Here is a 14,997-nt window from a genome sequence, read left to right on the forward strand (position 1 = left end):
ATCGCCGCCGTCAGCGTCGTCTTGCCGTGGTCGACGTGCCCGATCGTGCCCACGTTCACGTGCGGCTTCGTGCGTTCGAACTTACCCTTTGCCATGTCAGGTGCTCCTGGCTGAGAGACTCAATCGTGTCGAGTCGATTGTTAGCAAGTCGTGGTGCCCATGGCGCGGATCGAACGCGCGACCTCTCCCTTACCAAGGGAGTGCTCTACCACTGAGCCACATGGGCAATCGTTACGGGTCTGACGACCGGAACTGCCAACCAGATGGACCGGCAGACCCGTAACGACGGCGCGGGATGCTTGACTGGAACCCCTGAACCTTCCTGGAGCGGGAGACGGGAATCGAACCCGCGTCATTAGCTTGGAAGGCTAAGGTTCTGCCATTGAACTACTCCCGCGGGCACAACCGTCAAGCGTGTCTCTCTGGTGGAGGAGGCTGGATTCGAACCAGCGTAGGCGTAAGCCAACAGATTTACAGTCTGCCCCCTTTAGCCACTCGGGCACCCCTCCGGAGAGCCAACTAGTGTAGCACGGTCAGCGGGAAATACCAGCCCCTCCCCACCAGTCGACACGGTCGGCCGTGGCGGCGAAGTGACTGCCATCGGCCATGAACTCGCGCTTGAAGTCGTGCGACGGGTGGCGGGTGCGCCAGACCGGCGGCGTGCAGCCGGCCGGGCAGGCGGCGTCGAAGAAGGCATTCGCCGGCTTGCCCCACAGCAGGAAGGCCGGCGGCTCCGCACGGCGACACAGCACCGAGACGATTTCGGATGTGAGCGCCTGCCAACCGCAGCTCATGTGGCTGCCGGCGCTGCCGAGCTCCACCGTCAGCACCGGGTTCAGCAGCAGCACACCCTGCTCCGCCCAAGGGTCCAGGCACCAGTCGCCCGGACGCTGCCAGGCCGGGCGATCGGCTCCGAGCACGTCGAATATCCGACGCAGCGAGTGGGGTTTCCCCTGGCCCGCCGAGAACGCCATGCCATCGGCATGACCGGGCCGCGGGTACGGATCCTGGCCGAGGATGACGACGCGCGCCGCCTCGGGCGCCACCACACGCAGCGCGCGAAACGGGTCCGGCGGGCCGATCTCACGGGTGCCGGAGACCGCCCGCACACGCTCGCAGACCGCCGCCTCGGCCGCCGGCGTCCAGCCGGGCAGCACGACACGCCAGGCCGGCGGCAGCGTCGCGAACGCCGCCGGCAGCTCGTCGGCCGTCATGCGAACAGGCCGGCCAGCGCGGCGCCGGGGTCGTCGGCGCGCATGAAGGCCTCGCCGACGAGGAAGGCATTGACGCCGGCCGAACGCATGCGGCGCACGTCGTCGGGGCCGAGGATGCCGGATTCCGTGACCAGCAGCCGGTCGGCCGGCACGCGCGGCAGCAGACCCAGCGTCGTGTCCAGCGAGACCTCGAAGGTCCGCAGGTTGCGGTTGTTGATGCCGACCAGCGGCGTCGCCAGGCGCAGCGCACGTTCGAGCTCGGCGCCGTCGTGCACCTCGACCAGCACGTCCAGCCCGAGCGACATCGCGCAGGCCTCGAGGTCGCGCATGCGGCCGTCTTCCAGGCAGGCGGCGATCAGCAGGATGGCGTCGGCGCCCATCGCACGCGCCTCGAAGACCTGGACCTCGTCGACGATGAAGTCCTTGCGCAGCACCGGCAGCGCGCAGGCGGCGCGCGCGGCCTGCAGCGCCTCGACACCACCCTGGAAGAAGCGGCGGTCGGTCAGAACGCTCAGGCAGGCGGCGCCATGACGCTCGTACGACACGGCGATTTCGGCCGGCACGAACGGATCGCGCAGCACACCCTTGCTCGGGCTGGCCTTCTTGACCTCGGCGATGACCGCGGGCTGGCCGGCGTCGACACGGCGGCGCAGCGCGGCGGCGAAACCGCGCACCGGATCGGCCGTCTCGGCCGCGGCGCGCCAGTCCTGCAGGCTGCGGGACCGGCGGGCCTCGGCGATCTCCTCGTGCTTGACGGCGACGATGCGCTGGAGGATGTCGTCCATCGTCAGGCGGCCTTGTAGCGGTTGCTGACGGCGACGTACTGCGCCAGCTTGGCCGCCGCGGCGCCCGAGGCCACGGCTTCGCGCGCCCGGCGCACACCATCGGCGATCGTGCCGGCGACACCGGCGCAGTACAGCGCCGCACCCGCGTTCAGCAGCACGATGTCGCGCTGCGGGCCGTCCTCGTTGGCCAGCACGCGGCGGATGCAGCCGACCGACTCCTCGCGGTTGGCGACACGCAGCACACGCGCGTCGTAGACCGGCAGGCCGAAGTCGCTGGGGTGCACGACGTACTCGCGCACCTCGCCGTCCTTCAGTTCGCCGACCATGGTTTCGCCGGACAGGGAGATCTCGTCCATGCCGCAGGTGCCGTAGACGACCAGCGCGTGTTCGCTGCCCAGGCGCTGCAGCACCCGCACCTGGATGCCGACCAGGTCGGGGTGGAAGACGCCGAGCAGCTGGTTGGGCGCGCCGGCCGGATTCGTCAGCGGGCCCAGGATGTTGAAGATCGTGCGCACGCCCAGTTCCTTGCGCACCGGCGCGGCATGTTTCATCGCCGCGTGGTGGTTGGGCGCGAACATGAAGCCGATGCCGGTTTCTTCGAGGCAGGCGGCGACCTGCTCGGGCGTCAGGTCCAGGTGCGCGCCCAGCGCCTCCATCACGTCGGCCGAACCGGAGGTGGACGACACGCTGCGCCCGCCGTGTTTGGCGACCCGCGCGCCGGCCGCGGCGGCGACAAACGTCGACGCGGTCGAGATGTTGAAGGTATGCGAACCGTCGCCGCCGGTGCCGACGATGTCGACGAGGCCGCGGCGGTCGGCCACCGGCACCGGCGTCGCCAGTTCGCGCATCACCTGGGCGGCAGCGGCGATCTCGCCGATGCTCTCCTTCTTGACGCGCAGCCCGACGGCGAGCGCGGCGATCATCACCGGCGACATCTCACCGCTCATGATGCGGCGCATCAGGTCCAGCATCTCGTCGTGGAAGATCTCGCGGTGCTCGATGACGCGGGTCAGCGCCTCGGTGTTCGTGATCGGCATGGTCTTGCTCCGTCTTCAGCGCGCGGCGCCCATCTGCAGGAAGTTCTTCAGCATCGCGTGGCCGTGTTCGCTGAGGATGGACTCGGGGTGGAACTGCACGCCTTCCAGCGGCGCCGGCCCGCCGGCAAGCTCGCGGTGGCGCACGCCCATGATCTCGCCGTCCTCGGTCCAGGACGTGACTTCCAGCTCGGCCGGCAGCGTCTCGCGCTCGATCGCCAGCGAGTGGTAGCGGATGACCGAGAAACGCTCCGGCAGCCCGGCATAGACGCCGCGGCCGTCGGTCGTGATCTCGCTGGCCTTGCCGTGCATCTGCACCTTGGCGCGGACGACCTTGCCGCCGAGCGCGGCGCCGATCGACTGGTGGCCCAGGCAGACGCCCAGCAGCGGCAGCTTGCCGGTGAAGTGGCGGATGGCCTCGATGCAGACGCCGGCCTCGGCCGGCGAGCACGGCCCGGGCGACAGCACCAGGCGGGTGGGCTTCAGCGCCGCGATGCCGGCGACGTCGATCTCGTCGTTGCGCACCACGTGCACGTTCTCGCCGAGCTCGCCGAAGTACTGCACCAGATTGAAGGTGAAGCTGTCGTAGTTGTCGATCATCAGCAGCATGATCAGAACCCCTCTTCCACGAGTTCCGCCGCGCGGATGAGCGCCCGGGCCTTGGCCTCGGTCTCCTTCCACTCCAGCTCGGGCACCGAGTCGGCGACGACACCGGCCGCGGCCTGCACGTACAGCGTGTTGTGCTGGACGATGCCGGTGCGGATGGCGATCGCCAGGTCCATGTCGCCGGCGAAGCTGAGGTAGCCGCAGGCGCCGCCGTAGATGCCGCGCTTGACGGGCTCCAGCTCGTCGATGATCTCCATCGCCCGGATCTTGGGCGCGCCGCTCAGCGTGCCGGCCGGGAAGCTGGCGCGGAACACGTCCAGGCTCGTCGCGCCTTCCTTCAGCAGGCCCTCGACGTTGCTGACGATGTGCATCACGTGCGAGTAGCGCTCGATCGCGAAAGCCTCGGTGACCTTGACGCTGCCGGTCTGCGCGATGCGGCCGATGTCGTTGCGCGCCAGGTCGATCAGCATCAGGTGCTCGGCGCGCTCCTTCGGGTCGGCGGCCAGCTCGGCGGCCATGGCCGCGTCGCGCTCGGGCGTCGCGCCGCGCGGGCGGGTGCCGGCCAGCGGGCGGATCGTCACCTTGCGGCCTTCGGCCGTCGTCTCCTGGCGCACCAGGATCTCGGGGCTGGCGCCGACGATCTGGAAGTCGCCCATGTCGTAGTAATACATGTAGGGCGACGGGTTCAGCGAGCGCAGCGCGCGGTACAGCGACAGCGGGCTCTCGGTGTAGCGCTTCTTCAGCCGCTGGCCGATGACGACCTGCATGCAGTCGCCGGCGGCGATGTACTCCTTACAGCGGCGCACCGCGTCTTCGAGCTGCTCGCGCGTCGTCTCGCGTTCGACGGCGTAGCTCGGGCCGCGCTTGACCTGCGGCGCGGTGACCGAATAACGCAGCCGGTCGGCCAGCTCGGCGAGCCGCTTCTTGCCGCGGAAATAGGCCTCGGGCGCCGCCGGGTCGGCCCAGACGATCAGGTACAGCCGGCCCGACAGATTGTCGATGACCGCGACCTCCTCGGTCTGCAGCAGGAGGATGTCGGGCGTGTCCAGGCCGCCGGGCTTTTCAGTCCTGGCCAGGCGCGGCTCGATGTAGCGCACCGCGTCGTAGCCGAAATAACCCGCCAGCCCGCCGCAGAAGCGCGGCAGGCCCGGCGGCAACGCGACCTTGAAACGCTTCTGGTAGGCCTCGACGAAGTCCAGCGGGTTGCCTTCGTGCGTCTCGACGACGGCGCCGTCGCTCACGACCTCGGTCAGCCAGCGGTTCGAGCGCAGCAGCGTGTGCGCCGGCAGGCCGATGAAGGAGTAGCGGCCGAAACGTTCGCCGCCGACGACGGATTCGAGCAGGAAGCTGTTGCGCTGGCCGCCGGCCAGCTTGAGGTACAGCGACAGCGGGGTCTCGAGGTCGGCGAAGGCCTCGGCGATGAGCGGGATGCGGTTGTAGCCCTGCTCGGCCAGGCTCTTGAATTCGAGTTCAGTGATCACTTCTGGGCCCTCTCGCGGCAGTCACCTGGCGCGTCGTGGCTCAGGCACTGCATCTGTCTTGCGGAAGCGGCGCCGACGGTGGTGTCGGCGCTTCGCGGCATGGCCTGACGCGGGGGTCAGGCGAGACTAGCGAGAGCGGCGCCAGGGCCAAGCCCCCCGGTCGCGGGAACCTTCGGTCGATGCGTGGGCCGTGAACATGAGTGGGTCGAGTGTAACCGGCGCGACCACGCGCCTGGCCGGCACGATGCGAGACTGGCAACTCCTACAACCTGTTTCATCCTCCGACCACCATGCAGCTCCGCGCCCTGGCCCTCGTGGCGGCTTCTCTGCTGCTGTGCGCCGCCGCCCAGGCGCAGCCCGCCGCCGAGCCGGCCGGCGTGCCCTACCCCGCGGCGGCCGCGGTGGGCGGCAGCAGCCTGGCGCTCAACGGCGCCGGCGTGCGCTACAAGCTGGTGTTCAAGGTCTACACCGCGGGGCTGTACCTGCCGCAGCGCGCCAACACGCCGGAGGCGGTGCTGGCGATGCCCGGCCCCAAGCGCATGCACGTCGTGATGCTGCGAGACATCGACGCGAAAGAACTCGGCCGCCTGTTCACGCGCGGCATGGAGGACAACGCCCCGCCGCAGCACTGGATGCAGTCGATCCCCGGCACGCTGCGCATGGCCGACATCTTCTCGGCGCGCAAGAAGCTGGTCGCGGGCGACCACTTCAGCGTCGACTACGTGCCCGGCGTCGGCACGACGGTGTTCGTCAACGACAAGCCGGCGGGCGAGCCGATCCGCGAGCCCGAGTTCTTCAGCTCGCTGCTGAGCATCTGGCTGGGCCCGCGGCCGGCCGACGCGGCGCTGAAGGACGCGCTGCTGGGCCGCGAGCCGCGGCCCGCCGGTTCACGCCAGTAGCGCCGCCAGCTCGTCGATACGGTCGACCACCGCGTCGGCACCGGCGGCCTCGACCGGCTCGCCGTGGTTGTAGCCGTAACGCACCAGCACCACCGGGCAGCCGGCGGCGCGCGCGGCCTGGGCGTCGTTCTGCGAGTCGCCGATCATCAGCGTGCGCGCCGGCGTCGTGCCCAGCGCCTCGCAGGCCTTGAGCAGCGGCAGCGGGTCGGGCTTCTTGCGCTCGAAGGCGTCGCCGCCGTAGGTCAGCTCGAACGAGGCCGCCAGCCCCTTGGCGGCCAGCAGCGGCAGTGCGAAGGCCGCCGGCTTGTTCGTCACACAGGCCAGCTTCAGGCCGCGCGCCTTCAGCGCCGCGACACCTTCGGCGGCACCGGGGTAGACGATCGAAGCCTGGCCGTTGATGCGCAGGTAGTGTTCGCGGTAGCGTGCGTCGGCCGCTTCGTACAAGGTGTCGGGCGCGCCGGCTTCGGCCAGGGTGCGGCGGATCAGGTGCTCGGTGCCCTTGCCGACGGTGCGCGAGATGAAGGCCCGCGACACCGGCGCATAGCCCAGGTCCCGCAAGGCGCCGCCGAGCGCGAGTTCGAAATCGCCGACGGTGTCGACCAGCGTGCCGTCGAGGTCGACGATGGCGGCGTCCAAGCCACCCCAGTGCGAGAGATCCATGCGGGCCCCGTGAGACGAAGGGGCCGCATTCTGCCTGGGCCTGCCGGCGTCAGCCGATGCTCTCGACCTGGCGCGACTGCTGGTAGGCGCTGCCGAAACGGTTGGCCAGGAACTCCGGCAGCGGCACCTGCTCCTGGCGCACGAAGCCGCGCTGCGGCAGCCGGCCTTCGCGGAACAGGTCGACCGCGGCGCAGATGCCGGCGGCCGTCGTGATCTGGATCGCGGAGGTCGGGTGCGCCGGCGAACGCTCGGCGAAGATCTTGCGCGCGAAGACCTCCTGCACCAGCGCGCCGTCGCGCAGGCCGCTGGCGGTGACGAAGACCAGCACCACGTCCTGCATCGTGCTCGGGATCGCGCGCCGCATGATGTCCTTCAGCGTGCCCTGGTCGTGCTTGAGCAGCAGTTCCTCCAGCAGCAGCTTCATCAGCGCGCGGTGGCCGGGGTAGCGCACGCTCTTGTAGTCCAGCGTGCGCACGCGGCCGGCCCAGGTCTCGCACAGCGTGCCCAGGCCGCCGGAGGTGTTGAAGGCCTCGTACTCGGTGCCGTCCAGCGAGAAGTGCTCCAGGCCTTCCAGCGCCAGCACCTCGGTGGGCCGGCCGTCGCGGATCGCCTCGCAGGGGTGGCAGTACTCGTTGATCAGGCCGTCGACGCTCCAGGTCAGGTTGTACTTCAGCGCGTTGGTCGGAAAGGCCGGCAGCGCGCCGACACGCATCTTCAGCTCGTGCAGCTCCTGGAAGCTCTGCGCCAGGTGGTGCGCGACGATGCCGATGAAACCCGGCGCCAGCCCGCACTGCGGCATGAAGGCCGTGTTCGCGCCGTCGGCCAGGGCCTTGATCGCACGCGTGGCGGCGACATCCTCGGTGAGGTCGAAGTAGTGGCAGCCGGCTTCGCGCGCCTGCGTCGCGACGCGCGTCGCCAGGTAGTAGGGCAGCGCGTTGATCACCGCGTCCTGGCCGCGCAGCAGCGCCAGCAGCACGCTGTCGTCGGCGGTATCGGCGACACGGGTGGCCAGCGGCAGGCCGTCCAGCAGCGCCAGCGGCTCGCTCTGGCGGTCGACGACGGTCAGCTGGTAGTCGCCGCTGGTGGACAGCAGGCGGGCGATGGTCTGGCCGATGTGGCCGGCTCCGAGCAGGGTCACGCGCATCGTTCGGGTCCTTCCGGGCGGTGGGTGGCGATGCGGCGCAGTCTAGGAAGCGGTCTTGACACAAGATAGGTCAAGAACGACGAAATACCCGCATCTACCGACGTTTCGTCGACCTGCATCGACATAATGCAGCGATGCCCCGCGACCAGATGGACCGCGACCTGATCGCCCTGCTGCAGACCAACGCCCGCGAGAGCACGGCCGAGCTCGCGCGCAAGCTGGGCGTGGCGCGCACCACCGTCATCGCCCGGTTGGAGCGCCTGGAGCGCAGCGGCGTCATCGTCGGCTACACGGTGAGGCTGGGCCTGGACGAAGCCGAACGCGGCGTGCAGGCCTGGGTCGGCATCACGACCGAACCGAAGTCCGCACGCGACGTCACGCGGCGGCTGGCAGCCTTGCCGGAGCTGCGCCAGCTGTGCTCGGTGAGCGGCGAGTTCGACTACCTGGCGCTGATCCGCACCGACTCCACCGCGCGCCTGGACGTGCTGCTCGACGAGATCGGCGAGATCGACGGCGTGAAGAAGACGACGACCTCGGTCGTGCTCGCGCTGCGCGTCGACCGCACCGCCTGAAACGACGCCGGCCAGGCGCCGGCGGCGGGGCTGCGGGTCGGCCCCGCCCCGCGCCTTCGGGGCTGGGACATCCCCATCAGCGCTTTCCCGCAAGCCCCGCGCACAGGGAAATGGCCGCTCCTAGACTGCGCCGGCCGTTCAGTTCCTTGAACGGTGTTCAGCGGATCGAACACCCTGATGACCATGGCCTTGCCGATGACCGACCGCCCCGCCGCCCTGGTGCCGGCGGTCGTGCGCGCGGTGTCGGTGCTGGACCTGCTGGCACGCGAGCGCCGGCCGATGAGCATGGCCGGCCTGGCCGCGGCGCTGAAGCTGCCGCGCAGCAGCGTGCACGGGCTGTGCGGCACGCTGCTGAGTTGCGGCTACCTGCGCCGCGCCGACAACGGCGCGCTGCTGATCGGCCCGGGCGTGATGACGCTGGCCGCGGCCTTCGTCGCCAGCACCCACGTCGCCGCCGAGTTCGACGCGCTCTGGCGCGAGACCCCGCCGCCCGACGAGACCCTGGTGCTGTCGGTGCTCAACGGCGCCGACGTCGTCTACATCGGTGTGCGCAACAGCGCGCGCCCGCTCAGCCTCGCCTTCAGCCTGGGCATGCGGCTGCCGGCCTGGGTGACCAGCACCGGCAAGGCCATGCTCGCCTGCCTGGACCCGGCCGAGGTGCGCGCACTGGTGCCGCCGGGCGCGACCGACGTCGACGCCCTGCTCGCCGAGCTGGCCGAGGCGCGCGAACGCGGCTGGGCGGTCGACGACGGCGGCGTGCGCGAAGGCGTGTACGCGCTCGCGGCCCCGGTGGTCGACACCGCCGGCCGGCCCGTCGCCGGCATCGCCTTCTGCATCAACAAGGCCGCGCTGGACCCCGCGACCCTCTCACGCCAGCGCGAGCTGGTGATCCGGGCCGCGCGCACGCTGTCGCGCCGCCTGGGCGCCCGCGAGGACAACCGATGAGCGCCGAATACATCCTCGAGACACAGGACCTGACGAAGGAGTTCAAGGGCTTCGTCGCGGTCAACAAGGTCAACCTGCGCGTGCGCCGCGGCCACATCCACGCGCTGATCGGCCCCAACGGCGCCGGCAAGACGACCTGCTTCAACCTGCTGACCAAGTTCATCCGGCCGACCAGCGGCCGCATCCTGTTCAACGGCCAGGACATCACCGGCGAGTCGCCGGCGCACATCGCGCGCCGCGGCGTCATCCGCTCGTTCCAGATCTCGGCGGTGTTCCCGCACCTCACCGTGCTGGAGAACGTGCGCGTGGCGCTGCAGAGAAAACTCGGCACCTCGTTCCACTTCTGGCGCCCCGAACGCTCGCTGCACACGCTGGACGGCCGCGCGCGCGAGCTGCTGCACGCCGTCGACCTGGGCGAGTACGCCGGCCACCTGGCGGTGGAGCTGAGCTACGGCCGCAAGCGTGCGCTGGAGATCGCGACGACGCTGGCGATGGAGCCCGAGCTGATGCTGCTGGACGAACCGACGCAGGGCATGGGGCTGGAAGACGTCGACCGCGTGCGCCAGCTGATCAAGCAGGTCTCGGCCGACCGCACGATCCTGATGGTCGAGCACAACATGAGCGTCGTCTCCAGCATCGCCGACACGATCACCGTGCTGCAGCGCGGCGCGACGCTGGCCGAAGGGCCGTATGCCGAGGTCTCGCGCAATCCGGCGGTCGTCGAGGCCTACATGGGCAGCGCCGACGCCGAGCTGGTGGGGGCGCACTGATGGCCCGCTTCCTGGAAGTGCGCGACCTGCACGCCTGGTACGGCGAGTCGCACGTGCTGCACGGCGTCGACTTCCACGTCGACGAAGGCGAGGTCGTCACGCTGCTGGGGCGCAACGGCGCCGGGCGCACGAGCACGCTGCGCGCGATCATGGGCCTGACCGGCGCACGGCGCGGCTCGGTCAAGGTGCGCGGCACCGAGGCCATCGCGATGGCGACGCACCGCGTCGCCCGCCTGGGCATCGGCTACTGCCCCGAGGAGCGCGGCATCTTCTCCAGCCTGTCGGCCGAGGAGAACCTGCTGCTGCCGCCGACGCTGGCCGCCGGCGGCATGTCGGTCGAGCAGATCTACGCCATGTTCCCCAACCTGCGCGAACGCGCGTCCAGCCAGGGCACGCGGCTGTCGGGCGGCGAGCAGCAGATGCTGGCCGTGGCGCGCATCCTGCGCACCGGCGCGCGGCTGCTGCTGCTCGACGAGATCAGCGAGGGCCTGGCCCCGGTCATCGTGCACAAGCTCGCCGAGATGGTCGTCGCGCTGCGCCAGCAGGGCTACACGATCGTGATGGTCGAGCAGAACTTCCGTTTCGCGGCGCCGCTGGCCGACCGCTTTCTGGTGATGGAACACGGCCAGGTGACGCAGGAGTTCACCCAGGCCGAGCTGCCGGCGCGCCGCGAGCGCCTGCACGAGATCCTCGGTGTCTGAACGCGGCCGCGGCCGCACCACTACCACGACGGAGACAAGCATGAAACTCGGCAAGATCGCCACCGCCTGTTCGCTGCTGCTGGGGGCCGCTGTCGGCACCAGCGCCCACGCCCAGATCTCGGGCGACGTGATCCGCATCGGCCTGATCACCGACATGTCGGGGCTGTACTCCGACATCGACGGCGCCGGCGGCGTCGAAGCCATCCGCATGGCCATCGCCGACGCCGGCGGCAGCGTCGCCGGCAAGAAGATCGAGGTCGTGTTCGCCGACCACCAGAACAAGGCCGACGTCGCCGCCGCCAAGGCGCGCGAGTGGTTCGACACCCAGGGCCTGGACCTGCTGATCGGCGGCACCAACTCGGGCACCAGCCTGGCGATGGCCAAGGTGGCGGCCGAGAAGAAGAAGCCCTTCATCGCCGTCGGCGCCGCCACCTCGGCGCTGACCAACGACCAGTGCAACGCCTACACCGTGCACTGGGCCTACGACACCGTCGCACTGGCCAAGGGCACCGGCAACGCGGTGGTCAAGGCCGGCGGCAAGAGCTGGTACTTCCTGACCGCCGACTACGCCTTCGGTGCGCAGCTGCAGAACGACACCTCGGCGGTGGTCAAGGCCGCCGGCGGCAACGTCGTCGGCTCGGTCAAGCACCCGCTGTCGGCCACCGACTTCTCGTCCTTCCTGCTGCAGGCGCAGGCCAGCAAGGCGCAGATCCTGGGCCTGGCCAACGCCGGCGGCGACACGATCAACGCCATCAAGGCGGCCAACGAGTTCGGCATCACCAAGTCGATGAAGCTGGCCGGCCTGCTGGTCTTCATCAACGACATCCACTCGCTGGGGCTGAAGACGACGCAGGGCATGTACCTGACCGACAGCTGGTACTGGAACCGCGACGCCGAGACACGCGCCTGGGGCCGGCGCTTCTTCGAGAAGATGAAGCGCATGCCGTCTTCGCTGCAGGCGGCCGACTACTCGGTGGCCACGCAGTACCTGGCGGCCGTCAAGGCCACCGGCAGCGACGACGCCGACAAGGTGCTGGCGCAGATGCGCAAGACCCGGGTCAACGACATCTTCGCCAAGGACGGCTTCATCCGCGGCGACGGCCGCATGGTGCACGACATGTACCTGATGCAGGTGAAGACGCCGGACAAGTCGACCGAGCCCTGGGACTACTACAACGTCGTGCAGACCTTCAAGGGCGAGGAGGCCTGGACGACCAAGGCCGAGTCCAAGTGCTCCCTCTGGAAGTGACGGCGGGCTAGGCGATGGAGATCCTCGGCATCCCGCTGCAGGCCTTCCTGGGCCAGCTGATGCTCGGCCTGGTGAACGGCTCGTTCTACGCCATGCTCAGCCTGGGGCTGGCGGTGATCTTCGGGCTGCTGGGGATCGTCAACTTCGCCCACGGCGCGCTGTACATGCTGGGCGCCTACGTGGCCTGGCTGTCGCTGGAGAAGTTCGGCCTGAACTACTGGGCGGCGCTGGTGCTGGCGCCGCTGGTGGTGGGCGCTTTGGGCATCGTCATCGAACGCACGCTGCTCAAGCGCCTGTACAAGGTCGACCCGATCTACGGCCTGCTGCTGACCTTCGGCCTGGCGCTGATCGCCGAAGGCGTGCTGCGCGACCAGTTCGGCGTCTCGGGCCAGCAGTACCCGGTGCCCGAGGCGTTGCAGGGCGCCACGGACCTGGGCTTCATGATCCTGCCGAACTACCGTGCCTGGGTCATCGTCGCCTCGCTGACGGTGTGTTTCAGCACCTGGTTCGTCATCGAGCGCACGCGGCTGGGCTCGTACCTGCGCGCCGGCACCGAGAACCCGTCGCTGGTGCAGGCCTTCGGCGTCAACGTGCCGGCGATGGTGGCGCTGACCTACGCCGCCGGCGCCGGGCTGGCGGCGCTGGCCGGCGTGCTGGCCGCGCCGGTCATCCAGATCACGCCGCTGATGGGCGCCAACCTGATCATCGTCGTCTTCGCGGTGGTGGTGATCGGCGGCATGGGCTCGATCCTCGGCTCCATCCTCACCGGGCTGGTGCTGGGCATCGTCGAGGGCCTGACCAAGGTCTTCTACCCCGAGGCCTCGAACATCGTCGTCTTCGTGATCATGGCGATCGTGCTGATGCTGCGGCCGGCCGGGCTGTTCGGGAAGGAGAAGTGATGGACCGCGACCGTCTCGCCCGCTTCGGCTGGGCCCTCGGGCTGCTGGCGCTGCTGGCCGCGCCCTGGCTGGGCCTGTATCCGATCTTCATCATGAAGGCGCTGTGCTTCGCGATCTTCGCCTGCGCCTTCAACCTGCTGCTGGGCTACACCGGGCTGCTGTCCTTCGGCCACGCGGCCTACTTCGCCGCGGCGGCCTATTCCACCGGCTGGCTGGTGCGCAGCGCCGGCTGGTCGCCGGAGCTGGGCCTCGTCGCCGGCACGCTGATCGCCGCGGCGGTCGGCCTCGTGGTCGGGCTGATCGCGATCCGCCGCCAGGGCATCTACTTCGCGATGGTGACGCTGGCGCTGGCGCAGATGGTCTACTTCGTCTTCCTGCAGGCGCCGTTCACCGGCGGCGAGGACGGGCTGCAGGGCGTGCCGCGCGGCAAGCTGTTCGGCGTGCTGTCGCTGGCCGACGACCGGGTGATGTACTACGTCGTGCTGGCGGTCTTCGTCGCGGTGTTCCTGGCGATCATCCGCATCGTGCACTCGCCGTTCGGCCAGGTGCTGAAGGCGATCCGCGAGAACGAGCCGCGGGCCGTCTCGCTGGGCTACGCGGTCGACCGCTACAAGCTGCTGGCCTTCGTGCTGAGCACGGCGATCGCCGGGCTGGCCGGGGCGTTGAAGACGCTGGTGCTGGGCTTCGCGACGCTGTCGGACGCGCACTGGTCGCTGTCGGGCGAGGTGGTGCTGATGACGCTCTTGGGCGGCATGGGCACCTTCGCCGGCCCGGTGATCGGGGCCTTCACGATCATCGGCCTGCAGAACTTCCTGGCCGACCGCGTCGGCTCCTGGGTGACGGTGATCATCGGCGGCATCTTCGTCGCCTGCGTCGTCGCCTTCCGCCGCGGGTTCGTCGGGGAGGCGCTGGCGTGGATGCAGCGGCGCAAATTGGAGCGGGCGGCGGCGGGGGGGTGAAGCTGAGGCGGTTCCCGCCTCGACCCTTCGTCTTCTAGGCCGCGTTGCTCGCCGACAGCGGGCACGCCCGCATCGGCGCGGGCCTCGGCCGCCGGGTGGCCGGTTCCGTTCATGTCCCCCGGGCGGGCTGCGCCCGCCCTCCTCCTTTACTTCACTCCACCGGCCACCCGACGCCCGAGGCGGGCGGGCGGGGTCTGTTCTCTGGTCGCGGCGACGTCCCCCCGAAGGCGGGCGCGAGGGTTGGCGGGCTCAGCGGGGCGGCTCAGAATCGTCTGTAACCGACGCCGTGTTCAGCGTCTCTTTTACGCGCGCGGCGCGAGCGGTCCGACAGCGAGAACTTCAGGCGCGACAGGAACTTAAGTCGAGCCTGCATGCAGCTGTTACGCGAGCGTCGAGTGTGATAAACGGCGTTGAGACGCCGCATACAACAGGTTATGCAACGGCTAATTTCAAGGCCGGTTCGATTCAGTTCGGCGGGTCGGCGGCAGCGGCGGCGCCTGACGGCGGCCAGGCTCTGGCAGGATACGCGGGCATCGGCGCGCCGGCCCGCGGGGCGCGGCCGAGCCAGGTGCGCTGCCGTAACGGCCGCGGGCCGGTGGGGGCGCTGGAACATGGGTATGCATCGGCCGCGCAGTAACGACCATCGCCGCCGCCCTTGCTGCGTGCGGGCCTCGGGGGTGTCGCGGTGCATTCATCCGCGCACAACCATCGCGGCTCCGTCGTTGGGGCTTTGCATAACAAGCCGTTCAACCGGACTGCCTGCGGCAGCCGGTTATCGGCAACGTTATGCAACGGCTAATTTCAGGGCCAGTTCGATTCAGTGCGGCGGGTCGGCGGCAGCGGCGGCGCCTGGCGGCGGCCAGGCTCTGGCAGGGTACGCGGGCATCGGCGCGCCGGCCCGCGGGGCGCGGCCGAGCCAGGTGCGCTGCCGTAACGGCCGCGGGCCGGTGGGGGCGCTGGAACATGGATATGCATCGGCCGCGGAGTAACGACCAACGCCGCCGCCCTTGCTGCGTGCGGTCATCGCGGGTGTCGCGGTGCCTTCATCCGCGCACAACCACCGCGGCTCCGTCGTTGGG

The 14,997-nt window shown here is 69.9% G+C and carries 16 protein-coding genes and 3 tRNA genes; 8 read left to right on the plus strand and 11 right to left on the minus strand.

Translation table 11 applies throughout. The annotated features are described in order from the left end of the window. The 9 genes from EV684_RS23630 to trpE all read right to left on the minus strand — a co-directional run. On the minus strand, positions 1-95 hold a 95-nt coding region (locus tag EV684_RS23630; RefSeq protein WP_005434227.1), incomplete at its 3' end, for a GTP-binding protein. Positions 96-151: 56 nt separating this feature from the next. Further along, a tRNA-Thr gene (locus tag EV684_RS23635) sits at positions 152-226 on the minus strand. Positions 227-323: 97 nt separating this feature from the next. Then, positions 324-397 (minus strand) — tRNA-Gly (locus EV684_RS23640). Between the two features lie 26 nt (positions 398-423). Continuing rightward, positions 424-509 (minus strand) — tRNA-Tyr (locus EV684_RS23645). Between the two features lie 24 nt (positions 510-533). Next, positions 534-1,214, minus strand: coding sequence for a uracil-DNA glycosylase (locus EV684_RS23650; protein WP_132649798.1), 681 nt, complete (start codon positions 1,212-1,214; stop codon positions 534-536). Then, positions 1,211-1,999, minus strand: a complete 789-nt coding sequence (trpC, locus tag EV684_RS23655; protein WP_132649799.1) for an indole-3-glycerol phosphate synthase TrpC — start codon at positions 1,997-1,999, stop codon at positions 1,211-1,213. Before trpC ends, EV684_RS23650 begins: the two co-directional genes overlap by 4 nt. Before the next feature lie 2 nt (positions 2,000-2,001). Continuing rightward, complete coding sequence (gene trpD, locus EV684_RS23660; protein WP_132649800.1) at positions 2,002-3,036, minus strand: anthranilate phosphoribosyltransferase; 1,035 nt, start codon at positions 3,034-3,036, stop codon at positions 2,002-2,004. 15 nt (positions 3,037-3,051) lie between these two features. Further along, positions 3,052-3,642, minus strand: a complete 591-nt coding sequence (locus EV684_RS23665; protein ID WP_132649801.1) for an anthranilate synthase component II — start codon at positions 3,640-3,642, stop codon at positions 3,052-3,054. A gap of 2 nt (positions 3,643-3,644) precedes the next feature. After that, positions 3,645-5,120, minus strand: a complete 1,476-nt coding sequence (trpE, locus tag EV684_RS23670) for an anthranilate synthase component I (protein ID WP_132649802.1) — start codon at positions 5,118-5,120, stop codon at positions 3,645-3,647. Between the two features lie 290 nt (positions 5,121-5,410). Between trpE and EV684_RS23675 the strand changes: the two genes are divergently transcribed. Beyond that, positions 5,411-6,019 (plus strand): chalcone isomerase family protein, encoded by a 609-nt coding sequence (locus EV684_RS23675; protein ID WP_132649803.1) that lies wholly within the window; start codon positions 5,411-5,413, stop codon positions 6,017-6,019. On the opposite strand, the gene gph is transcribed toward EV684_RS23675, so the two are convergent. Both gph and EV684_RS23685 read right to left on the minus strand, forming a co-directional pair. Then, the gene (gene gph / locus EV684_RS23680; protein ID WP_132649804.1) at positions 6,008-6,679 is read right to left on the minus strand and encodes a phosphoglycolate phosphatase; all 672 of its coding nucleotides are present in this window, start codon (positions 6,677-6,679) and stop codon (positions 6,008-6,010) included. The two genes, EV684_RS23675 and gph, sit on opposite strands and share 12 nt — an antisense overlap. A gap of 49 nt (positions 6,680-6,728) precedes the next feature. After that, entirely contained in the window at positions 6,729-7,823 is a 1,095-nt protein-coding gene (locus EV684_RS23685; protein ID WP_132649805.1) for a saccharopine dehydrogenase family protein, read from the minus strand. Positions 7,824-7,957: 134 nt separating this feature from the next. On the opposite strand from EV684_RS23685, the gene EV684_RS23690 reads away from it, so the two are divergent. From EV684_RS23690 to EV684_RS23720, 7 genes are all read left to right on the plus strand, one after another. Continuing rightward, positions 7,958-8,395 carry an Lrp/AsnC family transcriptional regulator gene (locus tag EV684_RS23690; protein ID WP_132649806.1) on the plus strand — a complete coding sequence of 146 codons (438 nt, stop codon included), beginning with the start codon at positions 7,958-7,960 and terminating at the stop codon, positions 8,393-8,395. Between the two features lie 195 nt (positions 8,396-8,590). Further along, the gene (locus EV684_RS23695) at positions 8,591-9,340 is read left to right on the plus strand and encodes an IclR family transcriptional regulator (RefSeq protein WP_243651286.1); all 750 of its coding nucleotides are present in this window, start codon (positions 8,591-8,593) and stop codon (positions 9,338-9,340) included. Further along, positions 9,337-10,110 (plus strand): ABC transporter ATP-binding protein, encoded by a 774-nt coding sequence (locus EV684_RS23700; RefSeq protein WP_132649808.1) that lies wholly within the window; start codon positions 9,337-9,339, stop codon positions 10,108-10,110. Before EV684_RS23695 ends, EV684_RS23700 begins: the two co-directional genes overlap by 4 nt. Beyond that, positions 10,110-10,811, plus strand: a complete 702-nt coding sequence (locus tag EV684_RS23705; RefSeq protein ID WP_132649809.1) for an ABC transporter ATP-binding protein — start codon at positions 10,110-10,112, stop codon at positions 10,809-10,811. Before EV684_RS23700 ends, EV684_RS23705 begins: the two co-directional genes overlap by 1 nt. Positions 10,812-10,851: 40 nt before the next feature. Continuing rightward, positions 10,852-12,060, plus strand: a complete 1,209-nt coding sequence (locus EV684_RS23710) for an ABC transporter substrate-binding protein (RefSeq protein ID WP_132649810.1) — start codon at positions 10,852-10,854, stop codon at positions 12,058-12,060. A 14-nt stretch (positions 12,061-12,074) separates the two neighbouring features. Beyond that, positions 12,075-12,959, plus strand: a complete 885-nt coding sequence (locus EV684_RS23715) for a branched-chain amino acid ABC transporter permease (protein ID WP_132649811.1) — start codon at positions 12,075-12,077, stop codon at positions 12,957-12,959. Continuing rightward, positions 12,959-13,918 carry a branched-chain amino acid ABC transporter permease gene (locus tag EV684_RS23720; RefSeq protein ID WP_132649812.1) on the plus strand — a complete coding sequence of 320 codons (960 nt, stop codon included), beginning with the start codon at positions 12,959-12,961 and terminating at the stop codon, positions 13,916-13,918. Before EV684_RS23715 ends, EV684_RS23720 begins: the two co-directional genes overlap by 1 nt. Positions 13,919-14,997: the final 1,079 nt, after the last annotated feature.

The sequence above is a fragment of the Rubrivivax gelatinosus genome (assembly GCF_004340905.1).
Lineage (GTDB): Bacteria > Pseudomonadota > Gammaproteobacteria > Burkholderiales > Burkholderiaceae_C > Rubrivivax > Rubrivivax gelatinosus.

What these genes read in the sequence shown, in the direction of transcription:
- EV684_RS23690 (WP_132649806.1), top strand. Translation starts at nt 7,958, where the DNA reads ATGCCCCGCGACCAGATGGACCGCGACCTGATCGCCCTGCTGCAGACC.
- EV684_RS23665 (WP_132649801.1), bottom strand. Translation starts at nt 3,642, where the DNA reads ATGCTGCTGATGATCGACAACTACGACAGCTTCACCTTCAATCTGGTG.
- EV684_RS23675 (WP_132649803.1), top strand. Translation starts at nt 5,411, where the DNA reads ATGCAGCTCCGCGCCCTGGCCCTCGTGGCGGCTTCTCTGCTGCTGTGC.
- EV684_RS23710 (WP_132649810.1), top strand. Translation starts at nt 10,852, where the DNA reads ATGAAACTCGGCAAGATCGCCACCGCCTGTTCGCTGCTGCTGGGGGCC.
- EV684_RS23720 (WP_132649812.1), top strand. Translation starts at nt 12,959, where the DNA reads ATGGACCGCGACCGTCTCGCCCGCTTCGGCTGGGCCCTCGGGCTGCTG.
- EV684_RS23700 (WP_132649808.1), top strand. Translation starts at nt 9,337, where the DNA reads ATGAGCGCCGAATACATCCTCGAGACACAGGACCTGACGAAGGAGTTC.
- trpD (WP_132649800.1), bottom strand. Translation starts at nt 3,036, where the DNA reads ATGCCGATCACGAACACCGAGGCGCTGACCCGCGTCATCGAGCACCGC.
- EV684_RS23695 (WP_243651286.1), top strand. Translation starts at nt 8,591, where the DNA reads ATGACCGACCGCCCCGCCGCCCTGGTGCCGGCGGTCGTGCGCGCGGTG.
- gph (WP_132649804.1), bottom strand. Translation starts at nt 6,679, where the DNA reads ATGGATCTCTCGCACTGGGGTGGCTTGGACGCCGCCATCGTCGACCTC.
- EV684_RS23705 (WP_132649809.1), top strand. Translation starts at nt 10,110, where the DNA reads ATGGCCCGCTTCCTGGAAGTGCGCGACCTGCACGCCTGGTACGGCGAG.
- EV684_RS23650 (WP_132649798.1), bottom strand. Translation starts at nt 1,214, where the DNA reads ATGACGGCCGACGAGCTGCCGGCGGCGTTCGCGACGCTGCCGCCGGCC.
- EV684_RS23715 (WP_132649811.1), top strand. Translation starts at nt 12,075, where the DNA reads ATGGAGATCCTCGGCATCCCGCTGCAGGCCTTCCTGGGCCAGCTGATG.
- EV684_RS23685 (WP_132649805.1), bottom strand. Translation starts at nt 7,823, where the DNA reads ATGCGCGTGACCCTGCTCGGAGCCGGCCACATCGGCCAGACCATCGCC.
- trpC (WP_132649799.1), bottom strand. Translation starts at nt 1,999, where the DNA reads ATGGACGACATCCTCCAGCGCATCGTCGCCGTCAAGCACGAGGAGATC.